The 21,168-nt window shown below is 67.8% G+C and carries 24 protein-coding genes; 12 read left to right on the top strand and 12 right to left on the bottom strand.

Going from position 1 to position 21,168, the window contains the following annotated elements; all coding sequences use genetic code 11:
- Nucleotides 1–20: 20 nt before the first annotated feature.
- The 4 genes from ABNQ38_RS24260 (at nt 21) to ABNQ38_RS24245 (ending at nt 4,628) form a co-directional block, all read left to right on the top strand.
- The gene (locus ABNQ38_RS24260) at nt 21–422 is read left to right on the top strand and encodes a lipopolysaccharide assembly protein LapA domain-containing protein (protein ID WP_098738869.1); all 402 of its coding nucleotides are present in this window, start codon (nt 21–23) and stop codon (nt 420–422) included.
- A 102-nt stretch (nt 423–524) separates the two neighbouring features.
- A complete protein-coding gene (locus tag ABNQ38_RS24255; protein WP_377808405.1) occupies nt 525–1,484 on the top strand; it encodes an ornithine cyclodeaminase family protein in 960 nt (319 codons plus the stop codon).
- A gap of 162 nt (nt 1,485–1,646) precedes the next feature.
- Nucleotides 1,647–3,440, top strand: coding sequence for a sensor histidine kinase (locus tag ABNQ38_RS24250; RefSeq protein WP_377808403.1), 1,794 nt, complete (start codon nt 1,647–1,649; stop codon nt 3,438–3,440).
- Nucleotides 3,441–3,686: 246 nt separating this feature from the next.
- Nucleotides 3,687–4,628, top strand: coding sequence for a DMT family transporter (locus ABNQ38_RS24245; RefSeq protein WP_377808402.1), 942 nt, complete (start codon nt 3,687–3,689; stop codon nt 4,626–4,628).
- A 98-nt stretch (nt 4,629–4,726) separates the two neighbouring features.
- Here the strand turns inward: ABNQ38_RS24245 and ABNQ38_RS24240 are convergent, their stop codons facing one another.
- Complete coding sequence (locus tag ABNQ38_RS24240; protein ID WP_377808401.1) at nt 4,727–5,152, bottom strand: YkvA family protein; 426 nt, start codon at nt 5,150–5,152, stop codon at nt 4,727–4,729.
- 190 nt (nt 5,153–5,342) lie between these two features.
- On the opposite strand from ABNQ38_RS24240, the gene ABNQ38_RS24235 reads away from it, so the two are divergent.
- Complete coding sequence (locus tag ABNQ38_RS24235; RefSeq protein WP_149197763.1) at nt 5,343–6,104, top strand: SDR family NAD(P)-dependent oxidoreductase; 762 nt, start codon at nt 5,343–5,345, stop codon at nt 6,102–6,104.
- Nucleotides 6,105–6,179: 75 nt separating this feature from the next.
- Here ABNQ38_RS24235 and ABNQ38_RS24230 read toward each other — a convergent pair whose 3' ends face one another.
- Nucleotides 6,180–6,377 carry a hypothetical protein gene (locus tag ABNQ38_RS24230; RefSeq protein ID WP_377808400.1) on the bottom strand — a complete coding sequence of 66 codons (198 nt, stop codon included), beginning with the start codon at nt 6,375–6,377 and terminating at the stop codon, nt 6,180–6,182.
- Between the two features lie 359 nt (nt 6,378–6,736).
- Between ABNQ38_RS24230 and ABNQ38_RS24225 the strand changes: the two genes are divergently transcribed.
- Nucleotides 6,737–7,285: an NADPH-dependent FMN reductase gene (locus ABNQ38_RS24225; RefSeq protein ID WP_377808399.1), complete on the top strand. Its 549-nt coding sequence runs from the start codon at nt 6,737–6,739 to the stop codon at nt 7,283–7,285.
- A 72-nt stretch (nt 7,286–7,357) separates the two neighbouring features.
- On the opposite strand, the gene ABNQ38_RS24220 is transcribed toward ABNQ38_RS24225, so the two are convergent.
- On the bottom strand, nt 7,358–8,563 hold the full coding sequence (locus tag ABNQ38_RS24220) for an aspartate transaminase (protein ID WP_098738848.1): 1,206 nt from the start codon (nt 8,561–8,563) through the stop codon (nt 7,358–7,360).
- Nucleotides 8,564–8,946: 383 nt separating this feature from the next.
- Here ABNQ38_RS24220 and ABNQ38_RS24215 point away from each other — a divergent pair, with 383 nt between their 5' ends.
- Nucleotides 8,947–9,384, top strand: a complete 438-nt coding sequence (locus tag ABNQ38_RS24215) for a c-type cytochrome (RefSeq protein ID WP_377808398.1) — start codon at nt 8,947–8,949, stop codon at nt 9,382–9,384.
- Between the two features lie 99 nt (nt 9,385–9,483).
- On the opposite strand, the gene ABNQ38_RS24210 is transcribed toward ABNQ38_RS24215, so the two are convergent.
- Nucleotides 9,484–10,401, bottom strand: coding sequence for a cytochrome-c peroxidase (locus ABNQ38_RS24210; RefSeq protein WP_377808397.1), 918 nt, complete (start codon nt 10,399–10,401; stop codon nt 9,484–9,486).
- Between the two features lie 417 nt (nt 10,402–10,818).
- Nucleotides 10,819–11,517, bottom strand: a complete 699-nt coding sequence (locus tag ABNQ38_RS24205; RefSeq protein WP_377810116.1) for a cytochrome b/b6 domain-containing protein — start codon at nt 11,515–11,517, stop codon at nt 10,819–10,821.
- Nucleotides 11,518–11,755: 238 nt separating this feature from the next.
- On the opposite strand from ABNQ38_RS24205, the gene ABNQ38_RS24200 reads away from it, so the two are divergent.
- Both ABNQ38_RS24200 and ABNQ38_RS24195 read left to right on the top strand, forming a co-directional pair.
- On the top strand, nt 11,756–11,992 hold the full coding sequence (locus tag ABNQ38_RS24200) for a DUF4170 domain-containing protein (protein WP_098738845.1): 237 nt from the start codon (nt 11,756–11,758) through the stop codon (nt 11,990–11,992).
- Nucleotides 11,993–12,069: 77 nt separating this feature from the next.
- The gene (locus ABNQ38_RS24195) at nt 12,070–12,600 is read left to right on the top strand and encodes a metallophosphoesterase family protein (RefSeq protein ID WP_377808396.1); all 531 of its coding nucleotides are present in this window, start codon (nt 12,070–12,072) and stop codon (nt 12,598–12,600) included.
- On the opposite strand, the gene ABNQ38_RS24190 is transcribed toward ABNQ38_RS24195, so the two are convergent.
- The 6 genes from ABNQ38_RS24190 to ABNQ38_RS24165 all read right to left on the bottom strand — a co-directional run bounded on the left by ABNQ38_RS24190 (nt 12,586) and on the right by ABNQ38_RS24165 (nt 18,657).
- Nucleotides 12,586–14,970, bottom strand: a complete 2,385-nt coding sequence (locus ABNQ38_RS24190; protein ID WP_377808395.1) for an EAL domain-containing protein — start codon at nt 14,968–14,970, stop codon at nt 12,586–12,588. The two genes, ABNQ38_RS24195 and ABNQ38_RS24190, sit on opposite strands and share 15 nt — an antisense overlap.
- A gap of 242 nt (nt 14,971–15,212) precedes the next feature.
- Nucleotides 15,213–15,995 (bottom strand): hypothetical protein, encoded by a 783-nt coding sequence (locus ABNQ38_RS24185; RefSeq protein WP_377810115.1) that lies wholly within the window; start codon nt 15,993–15,995, stop codon nt 15,213–15,215.
- Nucleotides 15,996–16,045: 50 nt separating this feature from the next.
- Nucleotides 16,046–16,330: a hypothetical protein gene (locus ABNQ38_RS24180; protein ID WP_377808394.1), complete on the bottom strand. Its 285-nt coding sequence runs from the start codon at nt 16,328–16,330 to the stop codon at nt 16,046–16,048.
- Between the two features lie 7 nt (nt 16,331–16,337).
- Complete coding sequence (locus tag ABNQ38_RS24175) at nt 16,338–17,879, bottom strand: portal protein (RefSeq protein ID WP_377808393.1); 1,542 nt, start codon at nt 17,877–17,879, stop codon at nt 16,338–16,340.
- On the bottom strand, nt 17,858–18,256 hold the full coding sequence (locus ABNQ38_RS24170; protein ID WP_377808392.1) for a hypothetical protein: 399 nt from the start codon (nt 18,254–18,256) through the stop codon (nt 17,858–17,860). The genes ABNQ38_RS24175 and ABNQ38_RS24170 overlap by 22 nt, the downstream gene beginning before the upstream one ends.
- Nucleotides 18,253–18,657 (bottom strand): hypothetical protein, encoded by a 405-nt coding sequence (locus ABNQ38_RS24165; RefSeq protein WP_377808390.1) that lies wholly within the window; start codon nt 18,655–18,657, stop codon nt 18,253–18,255. The genes ABNQ38_RS24170 and ABNQ38_RS24165 overlap by 4 nt, the downstream gene beginning before the upstream one ends.
- Nucleotides 18,658–18,819: 162 nt before the next feature.
- Between ABNQ38_RS24165 and ABNQ38_RS24160 the strand changes: the two genes are divergently transcribed.
- A complete protein-coding gene (locus ABNQ38_RS24160) occupies nt 18,820–19,452 on the top strand; it encodes a helix-turn-helix transcriptional regulator (protein WP_042701266.1) in 633 nt (210 codons plus the stop codon).
- 107 nt (nt 19,453–19,559) lie between these two features.
- Nucleotides 19,560–19,847: a hypothetical protein gene (locus ABNQ38_RS24155; protein WP_377808389.1), complete on the top strand. Its 288-nt coding sequence runs from the start codon at nt 19,560–19,562 to the stop codon at nt 19,845–19,847.
- Here the strand turns inward: ABNQ38_RS24155 and ABNQ38_RS24150 are convergent.
- Nucleotides 19,823–20,671: a branched-chain amino acid aminotransferase gene (locus tag ABNQ38_RS24150; protein WP_377808387.1), complete on the bottom strand. Its 849-nt coding sequence runs from the start codon at nt 20,669–20,671 to the stop codon at nt 19,823–19,825. The genes ABNQ38_RS24155 and ABNQ38_RS24150 overlap by 25 nt on opposite strands.
- A gap of 226 nt (nt 20,672–20,897) precedes the next feature.
- Between ABNQ38_RS24150 and ABNQ38_RS24145 the strand changes: the two genes are divergently transcribed.
- Nucleotides 20,898–21,107, top strand: coding sequence for a hypothetical protein (locus ABNQ38_RS24145; RefSeq protein ID WP_377808386.1), 210 nt, complete (start codon nt 20,898–20,900; stop codon nt 21,105–21,107).
- Nucleotides 21,108–21,168: the final 61 nt, after the last annotated feature.

Below are 21,168 nucleotides of genomic sequence, written 5' to 3'. Positions count from 1 at the left end.
ACTCTCAAGGAACCTTAGCCTTGCGCCATCTTTCCTGGATCGTCACCATTCCCGTGGCCCTCGTCGCGATCCTGTTCGCGATCTCCAACCGCGGTATCGTGACCCTGTCGCTGTGGCCACTGCCCTTCACGCTCGAAACGCCGGTGTATCTGGCAACGCTGATCGCGCTGGTGGTGGGCTTCGTGGCCGGCGGCTTCATTGTCTGGAACAGTCAGCGCCGCCATCGCCGCCGCGCCCGCCGCGAGGGCAACCGGGTGCTGTATCTGGAGCGTGAGCTGAAGGAGGCGCAGGCCCGCGCCGCCGCCGCCGAGAAGCGTCTGGCCGAAAGCACCCGCCCGGTTTCCGGCCCGGTTTCGGGCACGCTGCCCGGTTCCACCCTGCCTGTCGCGGCCGCCCAGGGCAGCGCGCCGACCGTTCACTGAGCGTCATCGGGGCCAAGGGCCATCGATTAACCTTGTCAGTTGAGGGGTTCCGCCTCTTTCCATCGGGACGGAACGCCATGCCGGCCGGCGGGAGGGGGTTCCATGCGCACCGTCAGCGGCGCCGAGCTTCGATCCGTTCTGCACCACCGCATGCTGGTCGAACGCCTGCGGCAGACCTTCCGCGCCGGCGTGGAAGCCCCGCCGGCCCACTACCATCGGGTCGAGACCTATGGTGCCAGCGACGCCGCGCTGCTGCTCGCCCCCGCCTGGCAGATCAATCAGGCAATCGGGCTGCGCATCGACACCGTCTTTCCCGACAATGCCGGCGGCGACCTGCCGCGGACCCAGGGCGTCTATCTGCTGGTCGACGGCAAGACCGGTGTGCCCCAGGTTCTGATGGACTCATCCGCCACGCTCGGCCGGCGCAGCGGTGCCGCGTCCTCCGCACTCGCCGCCTCTTATCTGGCGCGGCCGGATGCCGACCGGATGCTGGTGGTCGGCACCGGTCCGCTGGCCCTTGAGCTGGTGGAGGCACACACCGCGGTGAGGCCGCTCCGCCATGTGCTGGTCTGGGGGCGCGATCCCCAGAAGGCCCGCAAGCTTGCCGCCCGTTTCCACCGGCCGAAATTCCGCATCGAGGCGACCGCCGACCTCGAAGGGGCGGTGCGTGGCGCCGACATCGTCGTCTGCGCCACCGCGTCGCACAGCCCGCTGATCCGTGGCGACTGGCTGCAGCCGGGCCAGCATCTGGACCTGCTGGGCGGCGTGACGCCGGAGATGCGGGAGGTCGATGACGAGTGCATCCGTCGCGCGCGCGTCTTCGTCGATTGCCGCGACCGCACGCCGGCCGAGGCCGGCGACATTGCGCAGCCGGTGGCCTCCGGCGTGCTGACCACTGCCGACATCGCCGGCGACCTGTTCGAACTGGGCCGCGGCGAACGGGCCGGAAGGCGTTTCTACGACCAGATCACCCTGTTCAAGTCGGTGGGCACCGCCCTGGCCGACCTGTGCGCCGCCCGGCTGGCGACGGAGATGGTGCTGCACAACGATTCGATCCGCTGAAGCCGTTCGGCCGCCAAGCCGGTGTTGCCGGGCCCAAGCGTAACCTTGAGTCTACGAAAGATAAGGTTACTGGCAACTAACCCTGCGCTACTATTCCACGATTCTGCCTATCCGACTGACAACCTGTATGGCGATCCGCATCGAAGGGAAAGGAACGGCCGATTGAATGGCCTCGCCCTCCCCCCGCTTTCCGACGAGTCCACCGGTTCCGAACGCACTGCTGCGGACGGCGCGCTGCCTTTCCGCAAGCCGAGGCTGGAGGCCGCCATCGGGTGGCTGGCCGCCTGCGGCTTCCTGTTCCTCGCCGTGGTCACCGTGGTCGTCGGGGTGCAGTCGCGCGAACGGGCTATCGATGGAGCGCAGGAACGCGCACGGGCGGCTGTCCGCGTCCTGGCGGAACATGCCGCCCGCCTGTTCGACGCCGCCGACCTGCTGGTGGAATACGCCGCCCAGGAAAGCGCCGGCCGGCCCTGGACCGACGTCGCGGGGTCGCGCGCGCTGTGGGACAAGCTGAACGCCCAGCGCGCCCGGCTGCCCTTCCTGGACGCCATCTGGCTGAACGATGCGACGGGATTGCTGCGACTGACGACGGCAGCCTTCCCGGCTCCCTATTCCGATGCGTCCGACCGCGAGATCTTCCTGTTCCACCAGCGCAACGCGCAGCAGGGCCGCTTGGTCGACCAACCCCATGTCGGCCCCCGCATCATCGGCCGCGTGACCAACAAGGCCACCTTCCTGCTCAGCCGCCGGCTGTCCGAACCGGACGGCGGCTTCCGCGGCATCGCCTCGGTCACCATCGATCCGTCCTACCTGTCCGGCTTCTACAAGGAGTTGGACCTCCCGCACGAGCCGGTGACCATCCTGGTGCGGGCCGGCAGCCTCGACGTGCTGGTGCGCGAGCCCGACAGCTCTGCCGAGCCCACTCCGCTGTCCGACACCGCCCGCCGGGCAATCGAGCTCGAGCCAGACGGCGGCGTCGTCCGCGACGCCGCCACCATCGTCGCCCACCGCCGGGTCGACAGCTGGCCCGTCCATGTGGTCGTCCGGCTGGATCTGGCACCGATTCTGGCGTCCTGGCAGCGGTTGATCGCTCCCTATGCCGGGTTGGCGGCGGCGGCGGCCATGGCGCTGGCCGCCCTGTCGGTCTTCGGCTTCCGGCAGGCCGGTGCCGCCCGGCAGGTTCAGCGCGAGCTGGAGCGGCGGGTGCGTGACCGCACCGCCTCGCTGGAGCGGACCATCGGTGAGCGCGACGCGGTGCTGGCGCAGAAGGATTTGCTGATGCGCGAGGCCAACCACCGCATCAAGAATAGCCTGCAGGTGGTCTCCAGCCTGCTGAGCCTTCAGGGGCAGGCGGTCGGCGATGCGCAGTTGAGCGAGCACCTGCTGGAAGCCGGACGCCGCGTCCAGGCCATCGCCGACATCCACCGTCTGCTCTACCGCGTGGACGACGTCCATTTCATCCCCTTCCACGACTATCTGACCGAGCTGTGCCGGGATCTGGAACGCTCCGCCCGCTCCGAAGGCGGCAACTGGCGGCTGGAGCTGGTGGTGGAACCGGTGGAGGTGCCGACCGACCATGCGGTGCAGCTGGGCCTGCTTGCCAACGAACTGGTGATGAACGCCATCAAGCACGCCTACCGGCCGCTTGCCTCCACCATGGTCGGGGTGGCAGCGGGATCGCAGGCCGGCGCTCCTGATGGAGCCCCGGAAGACACGAACGTCATCGTCGTCGGGCTACGGCGGGACGGCGAGACCTTGCAGATGATCGTCGGCGACCGCGGTGTCGGCCTGCCGCCCGATTTTGACTGGCGCCGCAGCCGCAGCCTGGGCATGCGGCTGATCCACACCCTGTCCAAACAGCTGGACGCCATCCTGTCGATTGAGAACACCGATCCCGGCGTGCGCTTCACGATCAGCCTGCCGCACCGCTTCGCCGTTGGCGGCAGCCCGGAATAGGCTGTCCTACCGAGGAAGAGTCCGAACTTCGCAACTTCCGAACCACCACCCGTCATACGGGAGTATAATAACGTCTCATTCTCGTATTTTGCTTGCGCCGGCAAGGTTTCCTTCGGAGGATCGTTGTCGCGGCGCTGGCCGCAGGTGGTCCGACCGCAGATGGTCCTGACGGATCCATGTTTGCGCTAACGGCCTCCTGCGAGCCGGACCGGACCATCCGCCAACGGCTTGCCAGGGACGATGACCGTGACCGTCTCCGCCTCTTCCATGGACGCCGGCTCCCGCCTGCGGGCGCCGTCCAACCGGCTTCTGCTCGGCGCCGGCTTCATGCTGCTGTCGGCACTGCTGTTGGGAATCGGCAACACGGCGGTGCGGTGGGCCTCGACGGTGATGGACCCGCTGGAGGTCGTGTTCTTCCGCAACCTGTTTAGCCTGCTGTGGATGCTGCCCTGGGCGCTGACGGCCGGCGCGCCCGCCTGCCGGGCGGTGCTGACGGAGCGGCGGCTCGGCCCCTATGTGACGCGGGCGCTGACCACGCTCTGCGCCATGAGCGCCTGGTTCTACGCCATCTCCCAAATCCCGCTGCCCACCGCGACGGCGGTCAGCTTCGCCATCCCGCTGTTCGTGGCAGCGGGAGCGGCATTGCTCCTGGGCGAGCGGGTGCGGACACGGCGCTGGGCCGCGGTCTGCGCCGGCCTGATCGGCGTAATCATCGTGCTGAGGCCGGGAGCGGCGCCGATCGATCTGGCCTTTCTGGCCCTGTTCGTCCATTGCGTCGCCGCGGCCGGCACCGTCCTGCAGATGCGGCTGCTCAGCCGGAAGGACAGCTCTCCAGTGATCGTCACCTTCCTCGGCCTGCTGGTCACCCCGATGGCCCTGGTGCCGGCGCTGTTCGTCTGGACCTGGCCGAGCTTGGTCACGCTGGGCTGGCTGGCGCTGCTGGGCGGCATCCTGACACTGGGGCAATTGGCGATGACGAAAGCGCTGTCGCTGGCCGAATCTTCGGCGATGATGCCCTATGATTATGCCCGGCTGCCCTTCACCGCCATCGTCGCCTGGATCGTCTTCGGCCAGACCATGGACCTGTGGGGCTGGATGGGTGCCCTGGTGATCGCCGGCTCCGCCCTCTACACCATGCACCGCGACGCGGCGGACGGCCGCAAGATGGCGCGGTCGAAGCCCGACTAAAGTGCGATCGTTTCAAGCGGAATCGCATAAAGCGTGAATCACGTGGAAAACCAAAAGCTTAGAGTCTGTCTGGAGCTTCGATAAGCACCAGACAGACTCTAACCGGCGCTTTCCGACTCTCCGCCCTTTTCGGCGCGCAGGACCTCCTTCGCCCGCAGCCAATGGCCCGGGGTCAGGTTGGTGCGCACGGTCTGCACGGCGGCTGCCAGCACCGCAGCGTCATCAGTGAAACCGGCGATCAACAGCCAGTCCGGCACCGCATCCACCGGCAGCACGAAATAGGCCAGCGCCGCCAGCAGGATCGCCTTGGCCCGGTACGGGGTCGCCGGATCGGTCGCGCAGAAATAGGCGGCCAGCAGCTCCTCCAGGAAGGGTACGCGATGCAGGTTGGCCCGCAGCTTCTGCCAGAAGCGGCGGCGAACCAGCCGTTCGTCCCGCTCGACCCGGTCGGGATCGGAAACCGTCAGCGCGGTGCCGGTGCCCAGAGAGCGGCCAAGGGAGGGAGAGACGGACGATGCGGTCATGGACGCGAGAATCCCTTTGGGAATTGGCCCTTTTGCAGATGGCAGAGGGCATCGTCGTCGGCATGATGCCTCTCACCATACGGTGTGGTATGGTTCGGCGGCCATCTGGTAAACAACAAGTGCGATCGCATCCTGTTGGACACAAGGCCGGCGCCATGCGCGGACCGGTCACAATTAAGGAGGAGATGCCATGAACATCCAGGGACTGTCCGCAATCGTCACCGGTGGCGCCTCGGGCATGGGGGCAGCGACGGCACGCCATCTGGCCGGGCTCGGCGCCAAGGTGACCGTGCTGGACGTCAACGAGGACGCGGTGCTGAAGACCGCGCATGAGATCGGCGGGCTGGGTCTGGTCTGCGACGTGACCGACGGCGCTTCGGCCGAGCGGGCGCTCGATCAGGCGCGCTCGGCCCATGGGCCGGCCCGCATCGCGGTGAACTGCGCCGGCATCGCACCCGCCCAGCGCATCGTCGGCCGCGATGGCCCGATGCCGCTGGAGAATTTCCGGTCGGTGATCGAAGTCAACCTGATCGGCAGCTTCAACATCCTGCGGCTGGCTGCGGCCGACATGGCCAAGCTGGACCCGTTGGACAGCGGCGAGCGCGGCGTCATCGTCAACACGGCCTCGGTCGCCGCCTATGAGGGGCAGATCGGGCAGGCCGCCTATGCCGCGTCGAAGGGCGGCATCGTCGCCCTGACCATCTGCGCCGCCCGCGATCTTGCCCGTCATGGCATCCGCGTGATGACGGTGGCCCCCGGCCTGATCGGAACGCCGATGCTGCTGAACATGCCGCAGGAGGTTCAGGACAGCCTCGCCGCCACCGTCCCCTTCCCCAAGCGCTTCGGCAAGCCGGAGGAGTATGCCCGCCTCGTGCAGCACATCCTGGAGAACGAGATGCTGAACGGCGACGTCATCCGCCTGGACGGCGCCATCCGCATGGCGCCGCAGTAAGGATATCGCAATCGATCAGGAACGGCTCCCCCCACCGGGGTCGGGGCCGCTCCTGTAACCGTCGCTGCGATGCTTTCAGACTTCCGTCATGGCGGCTTCGTCGGCGCGCTCCGCCTCGCCCAGCAGGTCGATCAGTACGGTGGTGCAGTTCTGAAGCCGCTGGTCGGCGGTGGCGGTCGCCATGTCGCGGCCGGTCATCTCCTGCCATTCCTGCAGCATCAGCGCCAGATGTTTCCGGACGTGATCGTCCCGATCCAGTCGCCGCGTCGCCATGTCGCCTCCCCTTTTTTCCGATCCGTCAGAACCGAAGCCCGAATCCGATAGCCGCGCCCAGTGGCGCGCCCTACCCTTTGTGTGGCCTCTAAATAGGTAGCCATCCAGCCCATCAACAGTCGCAGCCCAAGATGGTCACAGCCGGCACCCACTGTACCCTTTCGGGCTTGCCCTGATGGCAATGCGGCCATGGCCTGTTGGAAAACTGCGACCCGTTGGAAAGCCGGGCCTGCATCGACCATTTCAGCGCCACTGGAGACATCCATCGGATCCATTGACTGGACCGGACTTGGCAAAGGCTCGTAAGAAATCATTCTGTTAGAGAACACGTGGACGAACGGAAGAAAGGCAACCGCTTCATGACCGATGCAACGGTGCGTGCCAAACTGCTGGGCCTGCCCGGCAGCCTGCGCAGCAACTCCAACTCGCTGGCAATCCTGCGCGGACTGCAGGACGCCCTGCCGGCCGGCGTCAGCATGGACATCCGCGACCTGCGCCTGCCGCTCTACGACCAGGACATCGACACGCCCGACGCTCCGGCGGAGGTGCATGCCTTCCGTCAGGCCATTGCCGACGCCGACGGCGTGCTCATCGTCACGCCGGAGTACAATTACGGCATGCCGGGCGTGCTGAAGAACGCGTTGGACTGGGCCTCACGCCCCTACGGCAAGTCGGCGCTGATCGGCAAGCCGGTGCTGGTCATCTCCAACTCCCCCGCATTCACCGGCGGGGTGCGGGCTCATCAGCAGGTGAACGACACGCTGCTGGCGCTTCCCGCCAAACTGTTGGCCGGCCCGCAGGTCGTCGTCGGCAGCGTCGGCGAGAAGATCAAGGACGGCAAGCTGGCTGACGAAGCGGTGCTGAAGTTCGCACTGAGCGCCATCGACAGGCTGTGCGCCGCGAAGTAACGCCCCAAAAGGAAAAGGGCCGGCACCCTTGGCGGCGCCGGCCCTTTTCTCATTCAGCTCTCGCGACCGATATCAGTCGCGCAGGTTGCCGCAGGCGCGCTGGATGCGCTTGCACGCCTCTTCCAGCGCTTCCGTCGAGGTCGCGTAGGAGATGCGGAAGTGCGGGGCGAGGCCGAAGGCCGAACCCTGGACGACGGCAACGCCTTCGGACTCCAGCAGGTAGGTGACGAAATCCTCGTCGGTCTCGATCACCTTGCCGTCCGGGGTCGTCTTGCCGATGGTGCCGGCACAGGACGGATAGACGTAGAAGGCGCCTTCCGGCTTCGGGCAATGCAGGCCCTTGGCCTGGTTCAGCATCGACACCACCAGATCGCGGCGCTGGCGGAAGGCCTCGCCACGCTCCTTGATGAAGTCCTGCGGACCGTTCAGCGCCTCGACGGCGGCGGCCTGGGCGATGGAGGTCGGGTTGGAGGTCGACTGGCTCTGAATGACGCCGATGGCCTTGATCAGTTCCTTCGGGCCGCCGGCATAGCCGATGCGCCAGCCGGTCATCGCGTAGGACTTCGACACGCCGTTGACGGTCAGGGTGCGGTCGTACAGCGACGGCTCGACCTGGGCCGGGGTGACGAACTCCAGGTCGTCATACAGCAGGTGCTCGTACATGTCGTCGGTCATCACCCAGACATGCGGATGCTTGACCAGCACGTCGGTCAGCGCCTTCATCTCGGCGCGGGTGTAGGCCGCGCCCGACGGGTTCGACGGCGAGTTCAGGATCAGCCACTTGGTCTTCGGCGTGATCGCCTTTTCCAGATCGGCGGGCTGCAGCTTGAAGCCCTGCTCGGCCGGGCAGGAAACGGCAACCGGCGTGCCTTCCGCCAATTCGACCATGTCCGGATAGCTGACCCAGTAGGGCGCCGGGATGATGACCTCGTCGCCCTGGTTCAGCGTCGCCATCAGGGCGTTGTACAGCACCTGCTTGCCGCCGACGCCGACGGTGATCTGCTCCGGCGTGTACTTCAGGCCGTTCTCGCGCTCGAACTTGGCGCAGATCGCCTTCTTCAGAGCGGGTGTGCCGTCCACCGCGGTGTATTTGGTGTCACCGGACTCGATCGCCTTGATGGCGGCGGCCTTGATGTTGTCGGGGGTATCGAAGTCCGGCTCGCCGGCACCCAGGCCGATGACGTCGCGACCGGCCGCTTTCAGTTCGCGGGCCTTGTTGGTCACGGCGATGGTCGGCGACGGCTTGATGCGGGACAGGCGGGACGCGATGATCGACATGGCGATGGGCCCCCTCAGGGCTATGGAGACGGTGTGGCGGAGACGTCGTCGAGACGCCTGCCCCTCCGGGTGGAAGGCGCGAGGCCGGACCTTACTTCCGCTCTACCCCGGTTGCAAGGCCGGTTGGCCGGTGAAAGCCGCATGGTTCGGCGGTTTTTCCGCCCTGTGGCGGTGCCGTACCGGATCGCGTCCGCGCGTATTCCCGCCCCTCCACGGGTCGAACCCGCAGCAGCGGCAAACTCCACTCTCTATCCTTCTCAGCATTATTTCTTACAGCACAAATGAACGCCATGACGGCACTGCACCGTCATGCCCGCTTCACTTGACAGCTTCGGCGTTGCGGTGTGTAAGGTCTGGCGTTGGGGACAAAATTCAACGAAGGGATGAGAACCGTGTTTTCCCGTATCGTGCTTGCGGCGTCGGCCGCGCTGATGCTGACCGGCGGCGTTGCTCTGGCCCAGGACGTGATCCAGACCCGCAAGGCCGGGTTCGAGGACTACAAGAAGGCGATGGGCGAGATCAAGGACGCGGTGGGCAAGGGCGACCTCGCCGCCATCGGTCCGGTCACCGATCGCATCGACGCCTTCGCCGCCAAAATCCCCAGCCTGTTCCCGCCCGGCTCCGACAAGGGCAAGACGGCGGCCAAGGAAGTCATCTGGGCCAACTTCCCGGATTTCACCGCCAAGGCGCAGGGCCTCCAGGCCTCCGCCCAGGCGCTGAAGGTCGCCGCCGCTTCCGGCGACAAGGCTGCCACGGCCAAGGCATTCGGCGTGATGGCCGACAGCTGCAAGGCCTGCCACCAGCGCTACCGTTCCGAATAAGCGGCTCTCCCGACGGAAAAGCCCTTCCCCACCGGCGTGAGGAAGGGCTTTTTCTTTGGCCGGGGTTTCTTCGGGATATGCCGTACTTGAAGACGGGCCTTACTTGAAGACGGGTTGCGGCGTGGCCGGGGTGCTGGCCGGCATCAGCGGGTAGTCGACACGCGGCTGCTGGCCGGTCAACGCGGTCAGGAAGGCGGTGATCTTGTCGATCTCCTGGTCGGACAGGGTGGCGCCGAGCTGGCTCGACCCCATCACCGCGACTGCCTGGCGCAAGTCCCACACCTTGCCGGAATGGAAATAGGGGGCGGTCAGCGCGACGTTGCGCAGGGTGGGCGCGCGGAAGACATACTCGTCGTCGGCGGTCTTGGTGACGGCGAAGCGGCCTTTGTCGCCCGGCGGCAGGATCTCCGCCCCCGGCTTGGTCACGACGCCGAAGGGGAAGTAATCGTGGCCACCGACATTGACGCCGTTGTGGCAGCCGGAACAGCCCTTGTCGATGAACAGCTCCAGCCCGGCCTTCTGGGTGTCGGTCAGCGCGTCGGCCTTGCCCTCCAGATACTGGTCGAACGGAGCGGCGGGGGTGGTCAGCGTCGCTTCGAACGCCTCGATCGCCATGGCGACATTGTCGAAGCTGACCGGGTTCTTCTCGTTCGGGAAGGCGTCGGCGAATTTGGCCTGATAGGCGGGAATGCTGTTCAGCACCGCCATCACGCGGTCGGGCGTGCTGTTCATCTCCACACCGGCCTGGATCGGCCCCTTCGCCTGGGCCTTCAGGTCTTCGGCGCGGCCGTCCCAGAACTGGGCGACGTTCAGCACGGCGTTCAGCACCGTCGGCGCGTTGCGCGGCCCCTTCTGCCAGCCATGGCCGACCGAGGTTTCCAGGCCGTCGACGCCGCCGAGCCCCAGATTGTGGCAGCTGTTGCAGGAGAAGATGCCGCTGGCCGACAGGCGCGGATCGAAGAACAGCATCTTACCCAGTTCGATCTTCTCGCGGGTGACCGCGTTGTTGCGGACCACGGGCAGGGTGGCGGGCAGCGGCTTGAACAGCTCGCGCGCGGCCCATCAGGGCGTCGCCGCCCGCAGCCGGCGGACCTGCGGCCGGCGCGGTGCCGGCGCTGGCGGCAAGGATGCCCAAGGCGGCGGTGGCGGCGACCAGAAGGCCTTTCAATCCGGCGGTCGGCCGGTATCCGGTGTGTGCGTGCATGACTGGCAGTCCCCCGGCCGGCCGATATCCCACCGCAACCTGAAGCTTCATCCAGGCAAAGGTCGATCGATCCGGGAAATCGGGCCGGCATCATTGGTTTCGTGGCGTTTTGTGCGGATCAATCTAGAGTCATTCTAGACTGGAAGGCGTCGAGACCCAGACGGCGCATTGTCGCACACAACCAATGGCATATATCGCAGCGTACAGACCGGCAGGACCGGCCGGCGGCTTCAGCCGGCGGCGCGCAGCACCAGGAAGACCAGTCCGGCGGACGCCGCCAGGATCGCCAGCGCCAGCGCCGCCGGGGCACGGCGCGGCTCCGTCGCCGCCAGCCGAGCCGGCAGGGGCTTGCGGCCGGTGAGCATGGGACGGATCAGATTGTCCTTCCTGACCAGCAGGTAGAAAAACACCGCGGCCACATGCAGCCCGATCAGCACGAAGATGCCGTTGGCGAGCAGCCGGTGCAGCGAACTGAGCAGCGCCACCGTGGCGCCGGACACCAGCGGCACCAGCGGACCGTCGACCAGGATGTCGTCGCTGGTGAACAGGCCGCTGCCCGCCTGAACCAGCAGCACCAGCAGAAGCGCAACCACCATCAGCGCGCCCAGCGGGTTGTGGCCCAGGGTAAAGGCGGCTTCCCCACCCGTGCGCGAGCGCTTCAGATAGTCCCGGATCGCCCCCGGTCCCTTCACGAACTCGGCGAAGCGGGCGGTCTGGCTGCCCACCACGCCCCAGACCAGCCGAAACAGCACAAGAATCAAAACTGTTTCACCTGCCAACATATGAACGGCAAGCACACCAAGCTCGGCCGACAGAATCGCGACCATCACCGCGGCGACAAGCGCCCAATGAAACAGGCGGGTCGGCAGGTCCCAAACCCGCAGCTCCCGCCGATGTTTCTCCCGAGTCGCGGTATGACCACTTGCCATCGCTCGATCCTCGCAGTGTTCGGCCATGTTTTCGGCCCCCGTCATCTGCGGCAAATGGACGGATTCTTTATCCTGATCCTGAAAATGCCGCGGTCCCGTGGTGGCAAAGGTCGGTGGATGTGTCAACAGGCTTGAAGCGCCGCCCGGACGACGGATATGAGAATGCGACGCATCAGCCGGCCTGCCGGCGCAAAGACAGCCAGAACTCCCCAATCACCCCGGTTATAAGGACCCCGCCATGCCCGACAAACAGCTCCTCCACCTCGTGTTCGGCGGCGAACTCGTGCGTCCGGACTCGGACCAGTTCGTCGATCCGTCGAAGCTGCACATCGTCGGCATCTTCCCGAGCTATGAGGACGCCTACAAGGCATGGCGCGGCGCCACCGGCCAAACCATCGACGACGCCCACACCCGCTACTACATCGTCCACCTGCACCGCTTCCTCGACCCGGCGGCAGGCGATCACAAGCACTGAGTTGGGATCCGGCGGCGCGCCCAACGGAGGATCCTAATTGCGGGAACCGCCGGCGGCGCGCCGGCGTTGACCGGTCGATGACCGTATACTTCACCAGCGACACCCATTTCGGCCATGGCGGCGCCCGCGGCCGTTTCCGCCGTCCCTTCGAATCCACCGCCGAGATGGACGCGGCGATGGAGGCGAACTGGAACGCCACCGTCGGCCCCGGCGACGAGGTCTGGCACCTCGGCGATTTCGCCCTGCACATGAAGCCCGACGCCATGGCTGCCCTGCTCGGCCGGCTGAACGGCACCAAGCATCTGATCGCCGGCAACAACGACGGCCCGGAAACGCTGGCGCTGCCCGGCTGGGCCAGCGTCGGGCATTACGCCGAACTGACGCTGGACGGCATCGATCTGGTGATGTGCCATTACGCCTTCCGCACCTGGAACGGCATGCACCGCAAGGCGCTGAACCTGCACGGCCACAGCCATGGCCAGTTGAAGCCGCAGCCCCGGCAGATCGACGTCGGCGTCGATGTCTGGAATTTCCGCCCGGTCACCCTGGCCGAACTGACGGTTCTCCGCCCGCGGCGCAAGGCGGTTCCGGTGTCAGGCAGCCCCTAACGCCGCCGTCTGCCGCAGACGCTCCATCAGCAGACGGCAAGCGGCGTCGGCCGGCACCGGGCGGCCGGTCAGCCAGCCCTGGACCTGGGTGCAGTTGTGGTGGCGCAGGAAGTTGGCCTGCTCGGTCTTCTCGACCCCTTCGGCGACCACATGCAGGCCCAGCATGTCGGCCATGGCGATGATGGTCGAGACGATGCCGGCGTCCTCGCGCTCGTTCGGCACGCCGTTGATGAAGGAGCGGTCGATCTTCAGCGTGGTGATCGGCAACCGCTTCAGGTAGCTCAGGCTGGAGTGACCGGTGCCGAAATCGTCCACCGCGACCCGGATCCCCATCGCCTTCAACGCAGCCAGCACCGCCAGCGCATGATCGAGATCCTGCATCACCGCACCTTCGGTGATCTCCAGCTCGATCAGGCCGGGAGGCAGGCCGTGGCGGTCGATGATGCGCCGGAAATCCTCGGCGCTGCGGTTGCGCAGATGCTTGGGCGAGATGTTGACGGCGACCGGTACCGGCTCCATCCCGGCATCGAGCCATTCGCGCATCTGGCGGCAGGCCTCGTCCAGCACCCAGTCGCCAAGCGGGACGATGAAGCCGGTCTCCTCGGCCACCGGGATGAACTCGCCGGGCGGGATCATGGTTCCCTGCGCTTGCCCCTGCCCCGGCTTCTCCCAGCGCAGCAGCGCCTCGAACCCTTCCAGCGAGTAATCGATCAGCGACACCTTCGGCTGGTAATGCAGGCGGAATTGCTTCAGCGCCAACGCCGCCCGCAGATCGCCGTCCAGCGCCAGCTGACGCCGCGCCTGTTCGGCGAGTTCCGGACGGAAGAAGGCATGGCGGCGTCCACCCATCCGCTTGGCGGCATAGAGCGCCGTCTCGGCCGCGCGCAAAAGCGCCTGCGGATCGTCGCCGTCCCTGTGTCCCTCGGCGGCGCCGACCCCGGCGAGATCGGTCGGGTAGACGGCGATGCCGACCGCCGGCCGGACGTAATGCTCGCAGCCCGGCAGGGTGACCGGCGCGTCGAAGGCGTCCAGGATGCGCCCGGCAATCGTCGCCGCCTCGTCAGCGTCGCGGATTTCCTCAAGCAGCACGGCGAAATCGTCGGTGCCGATGCGGCCGACCAGATCGGCGGCGCGCACCGAGGCGACGATCCGTTGCGCAACCTCCTGCAACAGCGCGTCGCCGGCCTGATGGCCCAGCGTGTCGGTGATCAGCTTGAAGCGCGACAGGTCCAGGCACAGCACGGCAAAGGGGCGTCGGTAACGGCGGCTGCGTTCCACCGCCGCTTCCAGCAGCGATTCGATCATCGCGCGGTTGGGCAGGCCGGTCAGCCGGTCGCGGGTGGCCAACCGCATCAGTTCGCGTTCGTGGCGCACCCGCTCGGTCACGTCGGCCAGCGCGCAGACGAAGCCGCGCCGCCCCTGCACCACCAGCGGCGAGACGCTGAGCGAGGCGTCGATCCGCTCGCCGCTTCCGGCACGTTCGATCCCCAGCGCCTCCTCCCGCACCGGCTCGGGCACGCCGGTGTCGGCAGCCATTCCGGCCAGCAGCGCATCGATCCGCGCGCGGTCGGAGGCGGCGAACAGCCTGGACAGCGGCCGGCCGCGCAGTTCCCCGGCAGGCACGCCGAACAGGGCGACGGCGGCGGGGTTGTGTTCCTCGATGCGGCCGCGGCCGTCGACCAGCAGGATCGCCTCGCCGACATTGTTCATGATGCCGGCCAGCCGCTCGTCCCGTTCGATCAGGGCGATGGCGGCGCGGCGGAAGAACTCCATGGCGCGGGCCATCGCACCGAATTCGTCGCGGCGGTCGCGGCCGGGAATGTCGATGTCGGTCCGCCCCTCCGTCAGCAGCCGCATGCGGTCCGACAGCGCTTCCAGCGGCCCGACCACATGCTGCGACAGGAACAGCGATCCCGGCCAGCTCAGCACCAGCAACGCCGCCAGGAACAGCAGGAAGCCCGACGCCTCGATCAGGAAATCGCGGTCGAGGTCGCCGATGTCGCCAGCGGCGGCGATGGCCCAGCCCCAGGCTTCGAAGCGCCCCTCCGCCGTCACCGCGCGGTCGATGGCCGGCCAGTTCGGCGGGACGACGCCGTCCGTGAAAAGTTTGACATGAAAGGGTTTGGCCGACAGGGCCAGCAGGGCTGTCCGCGCCCGGTCGCGCGCCTCGTCGCCGGAGATCGCACCCGATGCCGCCGACCGTTCCAGATCCTGCAGAAGCAGCCCGGCGGACTCCACCAGGGCGGCGGCAAGCTGGCCCCGCTCGGCGATCATGCCCTGCCGCAGCAGGTGGAGCGCGGGGATCGCCGCCATCAGGCAGCCGATCAGGCCGATCCAGGTCAGCCAGCGGATTTTGCGGCGCAGCGTCATCGGCCCTGGCGTCGCTCTCTGGTCCGTTCGATAAACGGACGGTTAGTCATGTGAAAGGGAAGGTGACGACTTCGTTTCAGTCGTGCAACGCAATTTTTCTTCGCACGCGCAAGATACGTCTGTCCAACCCATACGAAGGTTGCATGCTGCGACGCTTTGTCTCTGCTCCGCCTTCCGGTCCCCCCTGCCACTCCCCCGCCGGACAGCGAGCGGCGGGGGAGAACGGCCGGCACCGCTTCACCTCACCCCTGGCCGGGATAAAGGCGCTGGAAGCCTTCGGTGACGCGGGCAATCACCGCAGGATCGCGATCCCGCCAATAGCGCGGGTCGCGCATCAGGGTGCGCAATTCCACCTCGCCCTCGCCGCCACCCGCGCGGTTGCCGGCCATCGAGAGCGCCGCCGGCTCGCTGCCGGTCATCATCGCATAGAGCGCCATGACACCTTCGTAGGTGGTCGCCAGCCCTTCCACCGCGGCCGGCGGCAGGGTCTTGCCGGCCCAGGCCAGGAGCTGCCGCGACACCTCGCGCCAGCGCTCCTCTCCGCCGAACCGGGCGACCAGCCGCTCGACCTCGCGCTCCGCTTGAAATTCGGCGGCCATGGTCTGGATCAGCGGCACCATCCGCTCGGCGGCGAGATCATAGAGAAGCTGCGCCTGATCCGCGGTGTAGCCGGCTTCGTGCAGGCGGCCGTTGATTTCCGGGTCGGGCTGGAACAGGCCATGGTCGCAGGCGATGCTGTAACCGTCCGGCGTCTCTGGCGCGCCCAGCAGCCGGCGGCGCTGTGCCGGGTCGAGCGCGGCCAAATCGACGGGAGCGGCCTGCGGAGGCAACTCGGACGCGGTGTCCAGCGGTGCCTGCCTGGACTGGCCCTGCGACGACAGGCGGCGCTCCAGCTCCAGATAGGATTTCAGCAGGGCTTCGACCCGCAGGGCGCCGGTCTTGGAATCGCGGAATTTCTCCGGAACCGGCAGCGGCGGGACCGTGTCGGCGGCAGCGGCGGATTCGGTCAGCAGAGTGTCGGCCATCATCAACTCCTGCAAGGAAGGGGAAAAAAAGAGGGCGGCAGAACCGCCGGTCAGCCGGCACGCCCCCGCGCGACCAGCGCGAGGATGGTGGCGACCAGCTGGCGCTGTCCTTCGAGGTGACGCAGCGCCGCTTCCGGCGCGTCGGGACCCAGCGCGCGGTCGAGCGTCATTGCCCGCAGCACCGCCAGCACCCGTCCTCCGTCAGATCCGGCGAAGCAGCGGGCGAAGCTGGGCGCCGGGTCGGCGTCCGCTGCCACGGCAGTTTGCCGATCGGCAGGAAGCGTCGCCTCCAGCCAGTCCCAGCCGGCCTGCTCGATCGTCGGGCGGTCAGCCATTGAGCAATCAGCCATTGGAGCCCCCGGCCCCCGCTCCGGCGTCCAGCCCCGCGCCGGCAACCTGCGCACGCATCAGCTTGGCCGGCACGCCGAAGGCCTCGCCCAGCCAATGGGCGGTCGCCGCCGCATCCACCGTGGCCTCCGCTTCCGGCCCCAGCGCCTTGACGCTGTCCAGCCAGCGCAGGGTCGCCTGCACGTCGCGCTGGGCCTGGGCCTGGGCGAGCGGGGAGCGGTGTTGCAACTCCACCAGCCGGCCGTCCACCGTGATGTCGGGAATCTCGCCGCGCCGGCGCAGGATCGACACCGCCCGCAGCACCAGCGGCGTCATCAGCTCCGCCTGCAAGCGGCCATAGGTGGCACCCAGCAGCCGCGCCATCTCGACCGAGCGTTCCAGCACCTCGGTCGCGGTCATCCGCGCCGATTCCACCGGCCCCAGCCGGTCGACCAGCAGCGCATGGCGGATGCGGCCGCGCAGATCGTCCAGCACCAGCTGCGACACGTCGAACCGGCCGGGATTGGCCAGTGGTGTCAGGCCGGCGGAGCCGACCGCCTTGGGGATGATGGTGCCGGGCACCAGCCGGATGGTGGTAGGGTTCAGCACCCCGTCGTCGTCGGCCTGCCAGATGCCGGTGACGGCGATGGAGGCGTTCTTCAGCACCAGCTCCACCACCTTGTTGGCGGTCTTGATGTCGGGCAGTGCCTTCATCACCGGTGACCGGCCATAGGTTTCGCCGGGTGCCTTGAGCCAGCGGAAATTGACGAAGGGCGACTGGGCGAAGCGCCCCTGCGCCAGCCAGGACGGCTCGGCCAGCCCGCTGTCCAGCACCACGCCCCAGCGATAGGCCGTACCGTCGGGCAGCACCGCCTCGACCAGGGGGAAACGGCTGTCGGGATCCCCGGCCGCCTGCTTCCGCACCTCATCCGGCAGGTCGGCACCGGGAAAGCGCTGGAGGATCTGGGCCAGCGTCGCCTCGCTGCGGCGGAACGTGGCGTCGAGCCGTCCGTCCGGCCCCTCCTCCAGAACCGCCTCGGCCAACGGCACGGCGGTGAAGCGCAGGCTGGACGGGGCGCCGGGGGCGGCTTCCTCCATCAGGAGGCTGGCGGTGCCGACGGCGACGAGGTCGAGGAAGGACTGATGAATCTCCACCGCGAAGTTGGAGCGGTCGAAATGCGCCTGGACGATGCCGGCGGCACGGTCGAGCAGCGGAGCGACCCGGTCGCGCTCCGCCCCGGTCAGGGTGGGACCGGGCTGGAAGCCGAACCAGCGCGACCAGGGCGGCGTCAGTTCCGACAGCAGGCTGGCGGCCAGCTGCTCCACCGCGTCGGGGGCGGTTCCGTCGAACAGCCGGTCGACCCGGCGTTCGCCCGGCGTGCCGCCGCCGCGGAAGGGCCGCCCGTTGGGCAGCGCATGGTCGTAGCATTCCTGCCAATGGCTTTCCCACACGCCGCGCCGGTCGCGGGCGACGCGGTAGCGGTCCAGCAGGGCTTCCGGTTCCGACAGGTCACCCTTCCGCCGGGCGGGCGATTTCACGGCTGCGGATGCGGGCATGCGCGGTCTCCTCCAGTCAGATGGCGGTGCAGTTGCCAGGGGGTCAGCACCCGGCGGGCGCGCAGGCCGATCAGGCGCTTGACCGCCTCGACGCAGGTGAAGGGCCCCCAGGGAGCGGTGCCGGCCGGGCGGCGTAGCGGGGCGGCGTCGACCGTCAGCCCCTGGGCGCGGTACCAGCCCGGCAGGTCGAAGTCGGCGGGCAGGTCCAGCACCGCGATGTCGGTGAAGCCGGCCAGCGGATCGACCGCCACCCAGCGCCGACCGTCGGTCAGCAGGGCCAGACAGTGGCGGAAGCCCGGCTTCAGCAACCGCAGCCACCACAGAGGGGATTCGCCGCGATAGACGATCCAGGCCGCGGTCCAGGGGGTGGCGCTCATCGCGCAATGCCTTTTTTGCGCAGCGCCGGGGCGATCACGGTGAACGCCTCCTGCCACAGCGAATGGGCCCGCTGTTCGCGGAAGCGGTCCGGTTCCGGCGCGCTCTGGCGGCGGCCGTAATGGACCAGCACATGCAGGTGGTCGCGCACCAGCTTGCGCGCCCGGTAGAGGCGGTCGATCACCTGAAGAAGATCCTGCGGCTCGCAGGGCCGCGCGACCTGCCCGCAGCCGGCGATGACCCGCGCCCCGGCCGCCTTGGCGTCATGCGCCTGCACTGCCCAGAACCACGCCTCCTCCGCGTCGGCAAAGGGTTCGCCCTCGACGCTGTAGGGTTCCGGCTTCAGCGGTACGGTCCGGGAAACGCTGGTTGCTGGCAAAGCGGGGGCGGCCGGACGCAGCATACTGGTCTCCTTGCGGCTTCGGATTTTTTGAAAAGGGAGGCGTCGGACCTGCTTCGCGGCCGCGCCTTCTGTTTGCGTTATGTTCCGCCCACTGCCCGCGGTCAATGGTTTTATGAAAAAGTTCCTAGGGACGCTGTCGCCGCTTTATGAGATTATCGTCCCATGCTGAAACACACGGACATCTGGCGGGCTATCGACCGCCTCGCGGCACAGCACGGGCTCTCCGCCTCCGGGCTGGCGCGGCGCGCCGGACTGGACCCGACCACCTTCAACAAAAGCAAGCGCACCACCAACGACGGCAAGCTGCGCTGGCCGTCGACGGAAAGCATCTCCAAGGTGCTGGACGCCACCGGCGCTTCCTTGTCGGAATTCGTGTCGCTGGTCGGCGACGGCGCCGGCACCACCCCGCTGCAGCGGGTTCCGGTGATCGGCTATGCCCAGGCCGGGTCGGCCGGCTATTTCGACGATGCCGGCTTCCCGGCCGGCAGCGGCTGGGACGAGCTGCTGTTTCCCAGCCTTGGTGACCCGCATGCCTATGCGCTGGAGATTTCCGGCGACAGCATGGAGCCGGTGTATCGCGACGGCGACACCATCATCGTCTCGCCTGCCGCGCAGATCCGCCGCAACGACCGCGTCGTCGTCCGCACCAAAGGCGGCGAGGTGATGGCCAAGCAGCTGATCCGCGAGACGGCGACCAAGATCGAACTGCTGTCGATCAACCGCGCCCACCCCGACCGCAGCATCCCGCTGTCGGACGTCGCCTGGATGGCGCGGATCATCTGGGCGAGCCAGTGAGCGTGAGGGCATACGCCTCCACGGCCATTGCCCGGTCCTAGGAAAATTTCCCTTTACTGCGTATCCCAACAGGCGGTACCGTCCATTCTATGGACCGTGCCGCCCACTTGGACAGCCTTCACCGCACCCATGACGCCAAGCCGCCGAAGCAGGAGCTTCGCTCCGCTCTGCTTGGCGGCCCAGGCCGCGCCAACGCCATCAAACGCGCCGCAACGCTCCGCCTGCACAGCACGCTCGCGGCGGAAGCGCGGCTTGCCACCGCCCGTCGTCGCGGCGCGCCGACCGCCGCAAACTGCGGGACCGACGCGTGGCTGGCCCAGCTGGCCGCCACGCTGGCCCATCACCGCCGGGCGGCGGTGGCGCTGCTCGATCAGCGGAACGCATATTCCCAATAGAGCGCCCGCGCCCGCTGGAACAGCGGTCCCGCCACGAGGCTGCGGTCCTCCACCTTGATCACCGGCACGCATTTGGCGTGGTTGCCGGTGGAGAAGACCTCGTCGGCCTCCAGAACGTCCTGCGGCGTCAGGGTGCATTCCTCCACCGTCACGCCATCGTTGCGCAGCAGGGCGATGACGCGCTGGCGGGTGATGCCGTTCAGGAAGCAGCCGTTCGGCACCGGCGTGCGCACCACCCCGTCCTTGGCGATGAAGATGTTTGATGTGGCGAACTCCGCCACATTGCCGATGGCGTCCAGCATGATGGCGTTCTGGAAGCCGCGCTTGCGCGCCTCGGTCAGCGCAAGCCCGGCGTTGGGATAGAGGCAGGCGGCCTTGGCCTCGGTCGGGGCCATGGTCGGGATCGGCCGGCGGCGGGTGGAGATGCAGGCGGCGAAACCCGTCGGCTTCGGCAGCGGGTCCTCGTAGATCGACAGGACGAAGCGCGTGCTCTCCGGCGCCGGGGCGACGAAGCCGTCGTCGGCGTAGAACATCGGGCGGATATACAGCTCCGCCTCCTTGGGAAAGCGGTGGATGCCGTCCCAGCACAGCTCTTCGATCTCACCGGCGGTGACCATCGGCTCCAGCCCCATCACCTGGGCGGACCGGATGGCGCGGGCGCAGTGCAGGTCCAGGTCGGGGGCCACGCCCTGGAAAGCGCGCGCGCCGTCGAAGACCGTCGAAGAGAGCCACAGCGTGTGGGACAGCGGTCCGACGATCGGCGGATTGCCTTCCACCCACTCGCCCTGGATCCAGCTCCACGCCTGGCCTGCCATGCCGCCCATGATTTTGGTCCTTCCCTAGAATGTGTTCGTACGCTGGGCGCCGCCGGCCGGCACCGCCCATTCGTGGTTCGTCGTCGTTGGTGATCTCCCGAAGAGCATACCCCCTCGCCGCCACCGGTCAACCGGTGCGCACGCAATCGTCCCGTGCGATGGAGCGGATGGCGGCTTCGGCCGTTGATAGGGGAGAGCGAGCAACTGCAATCCACCGACGGAGGGAAGTTACCTCATGCCGATCATCGATCCCGGCCTCAGCGCCGTCCCGCCCAACGTCTCCACTGGCCCCTTCCCCGGCCCGCACGAGGACATTCCCGGCGTCGATCTGCCGGGCACCGACAACCCCGACCTGCCCAATCCCGGCGGCCCCGGCACCACCGATAGCCCGGCTCCCGGCAACGACCTTCCGCCGTCGCGCCCGACCGACCCGGATTTCGTCTAGGCACCGGAAACGAAAAAGGCACCCCCGAGGGGGCGCCTTTTCCATGTCGCAAACGCTCACC

The organism is Azospirillum sp. A29, from assembly GCF_042604625.1.
Classification (GTDB): domain Bacteria; phylum Pseudomonadota; class Alphaproteobacteria; order Azospirillales; family Azospirillaceae; genus Azospirillum; species Azospirillum palustre.
Note: the sequence above shows the minus strand (reverse complement) of the source record. Positions and strands in the feature narration are given on the sequence as shown.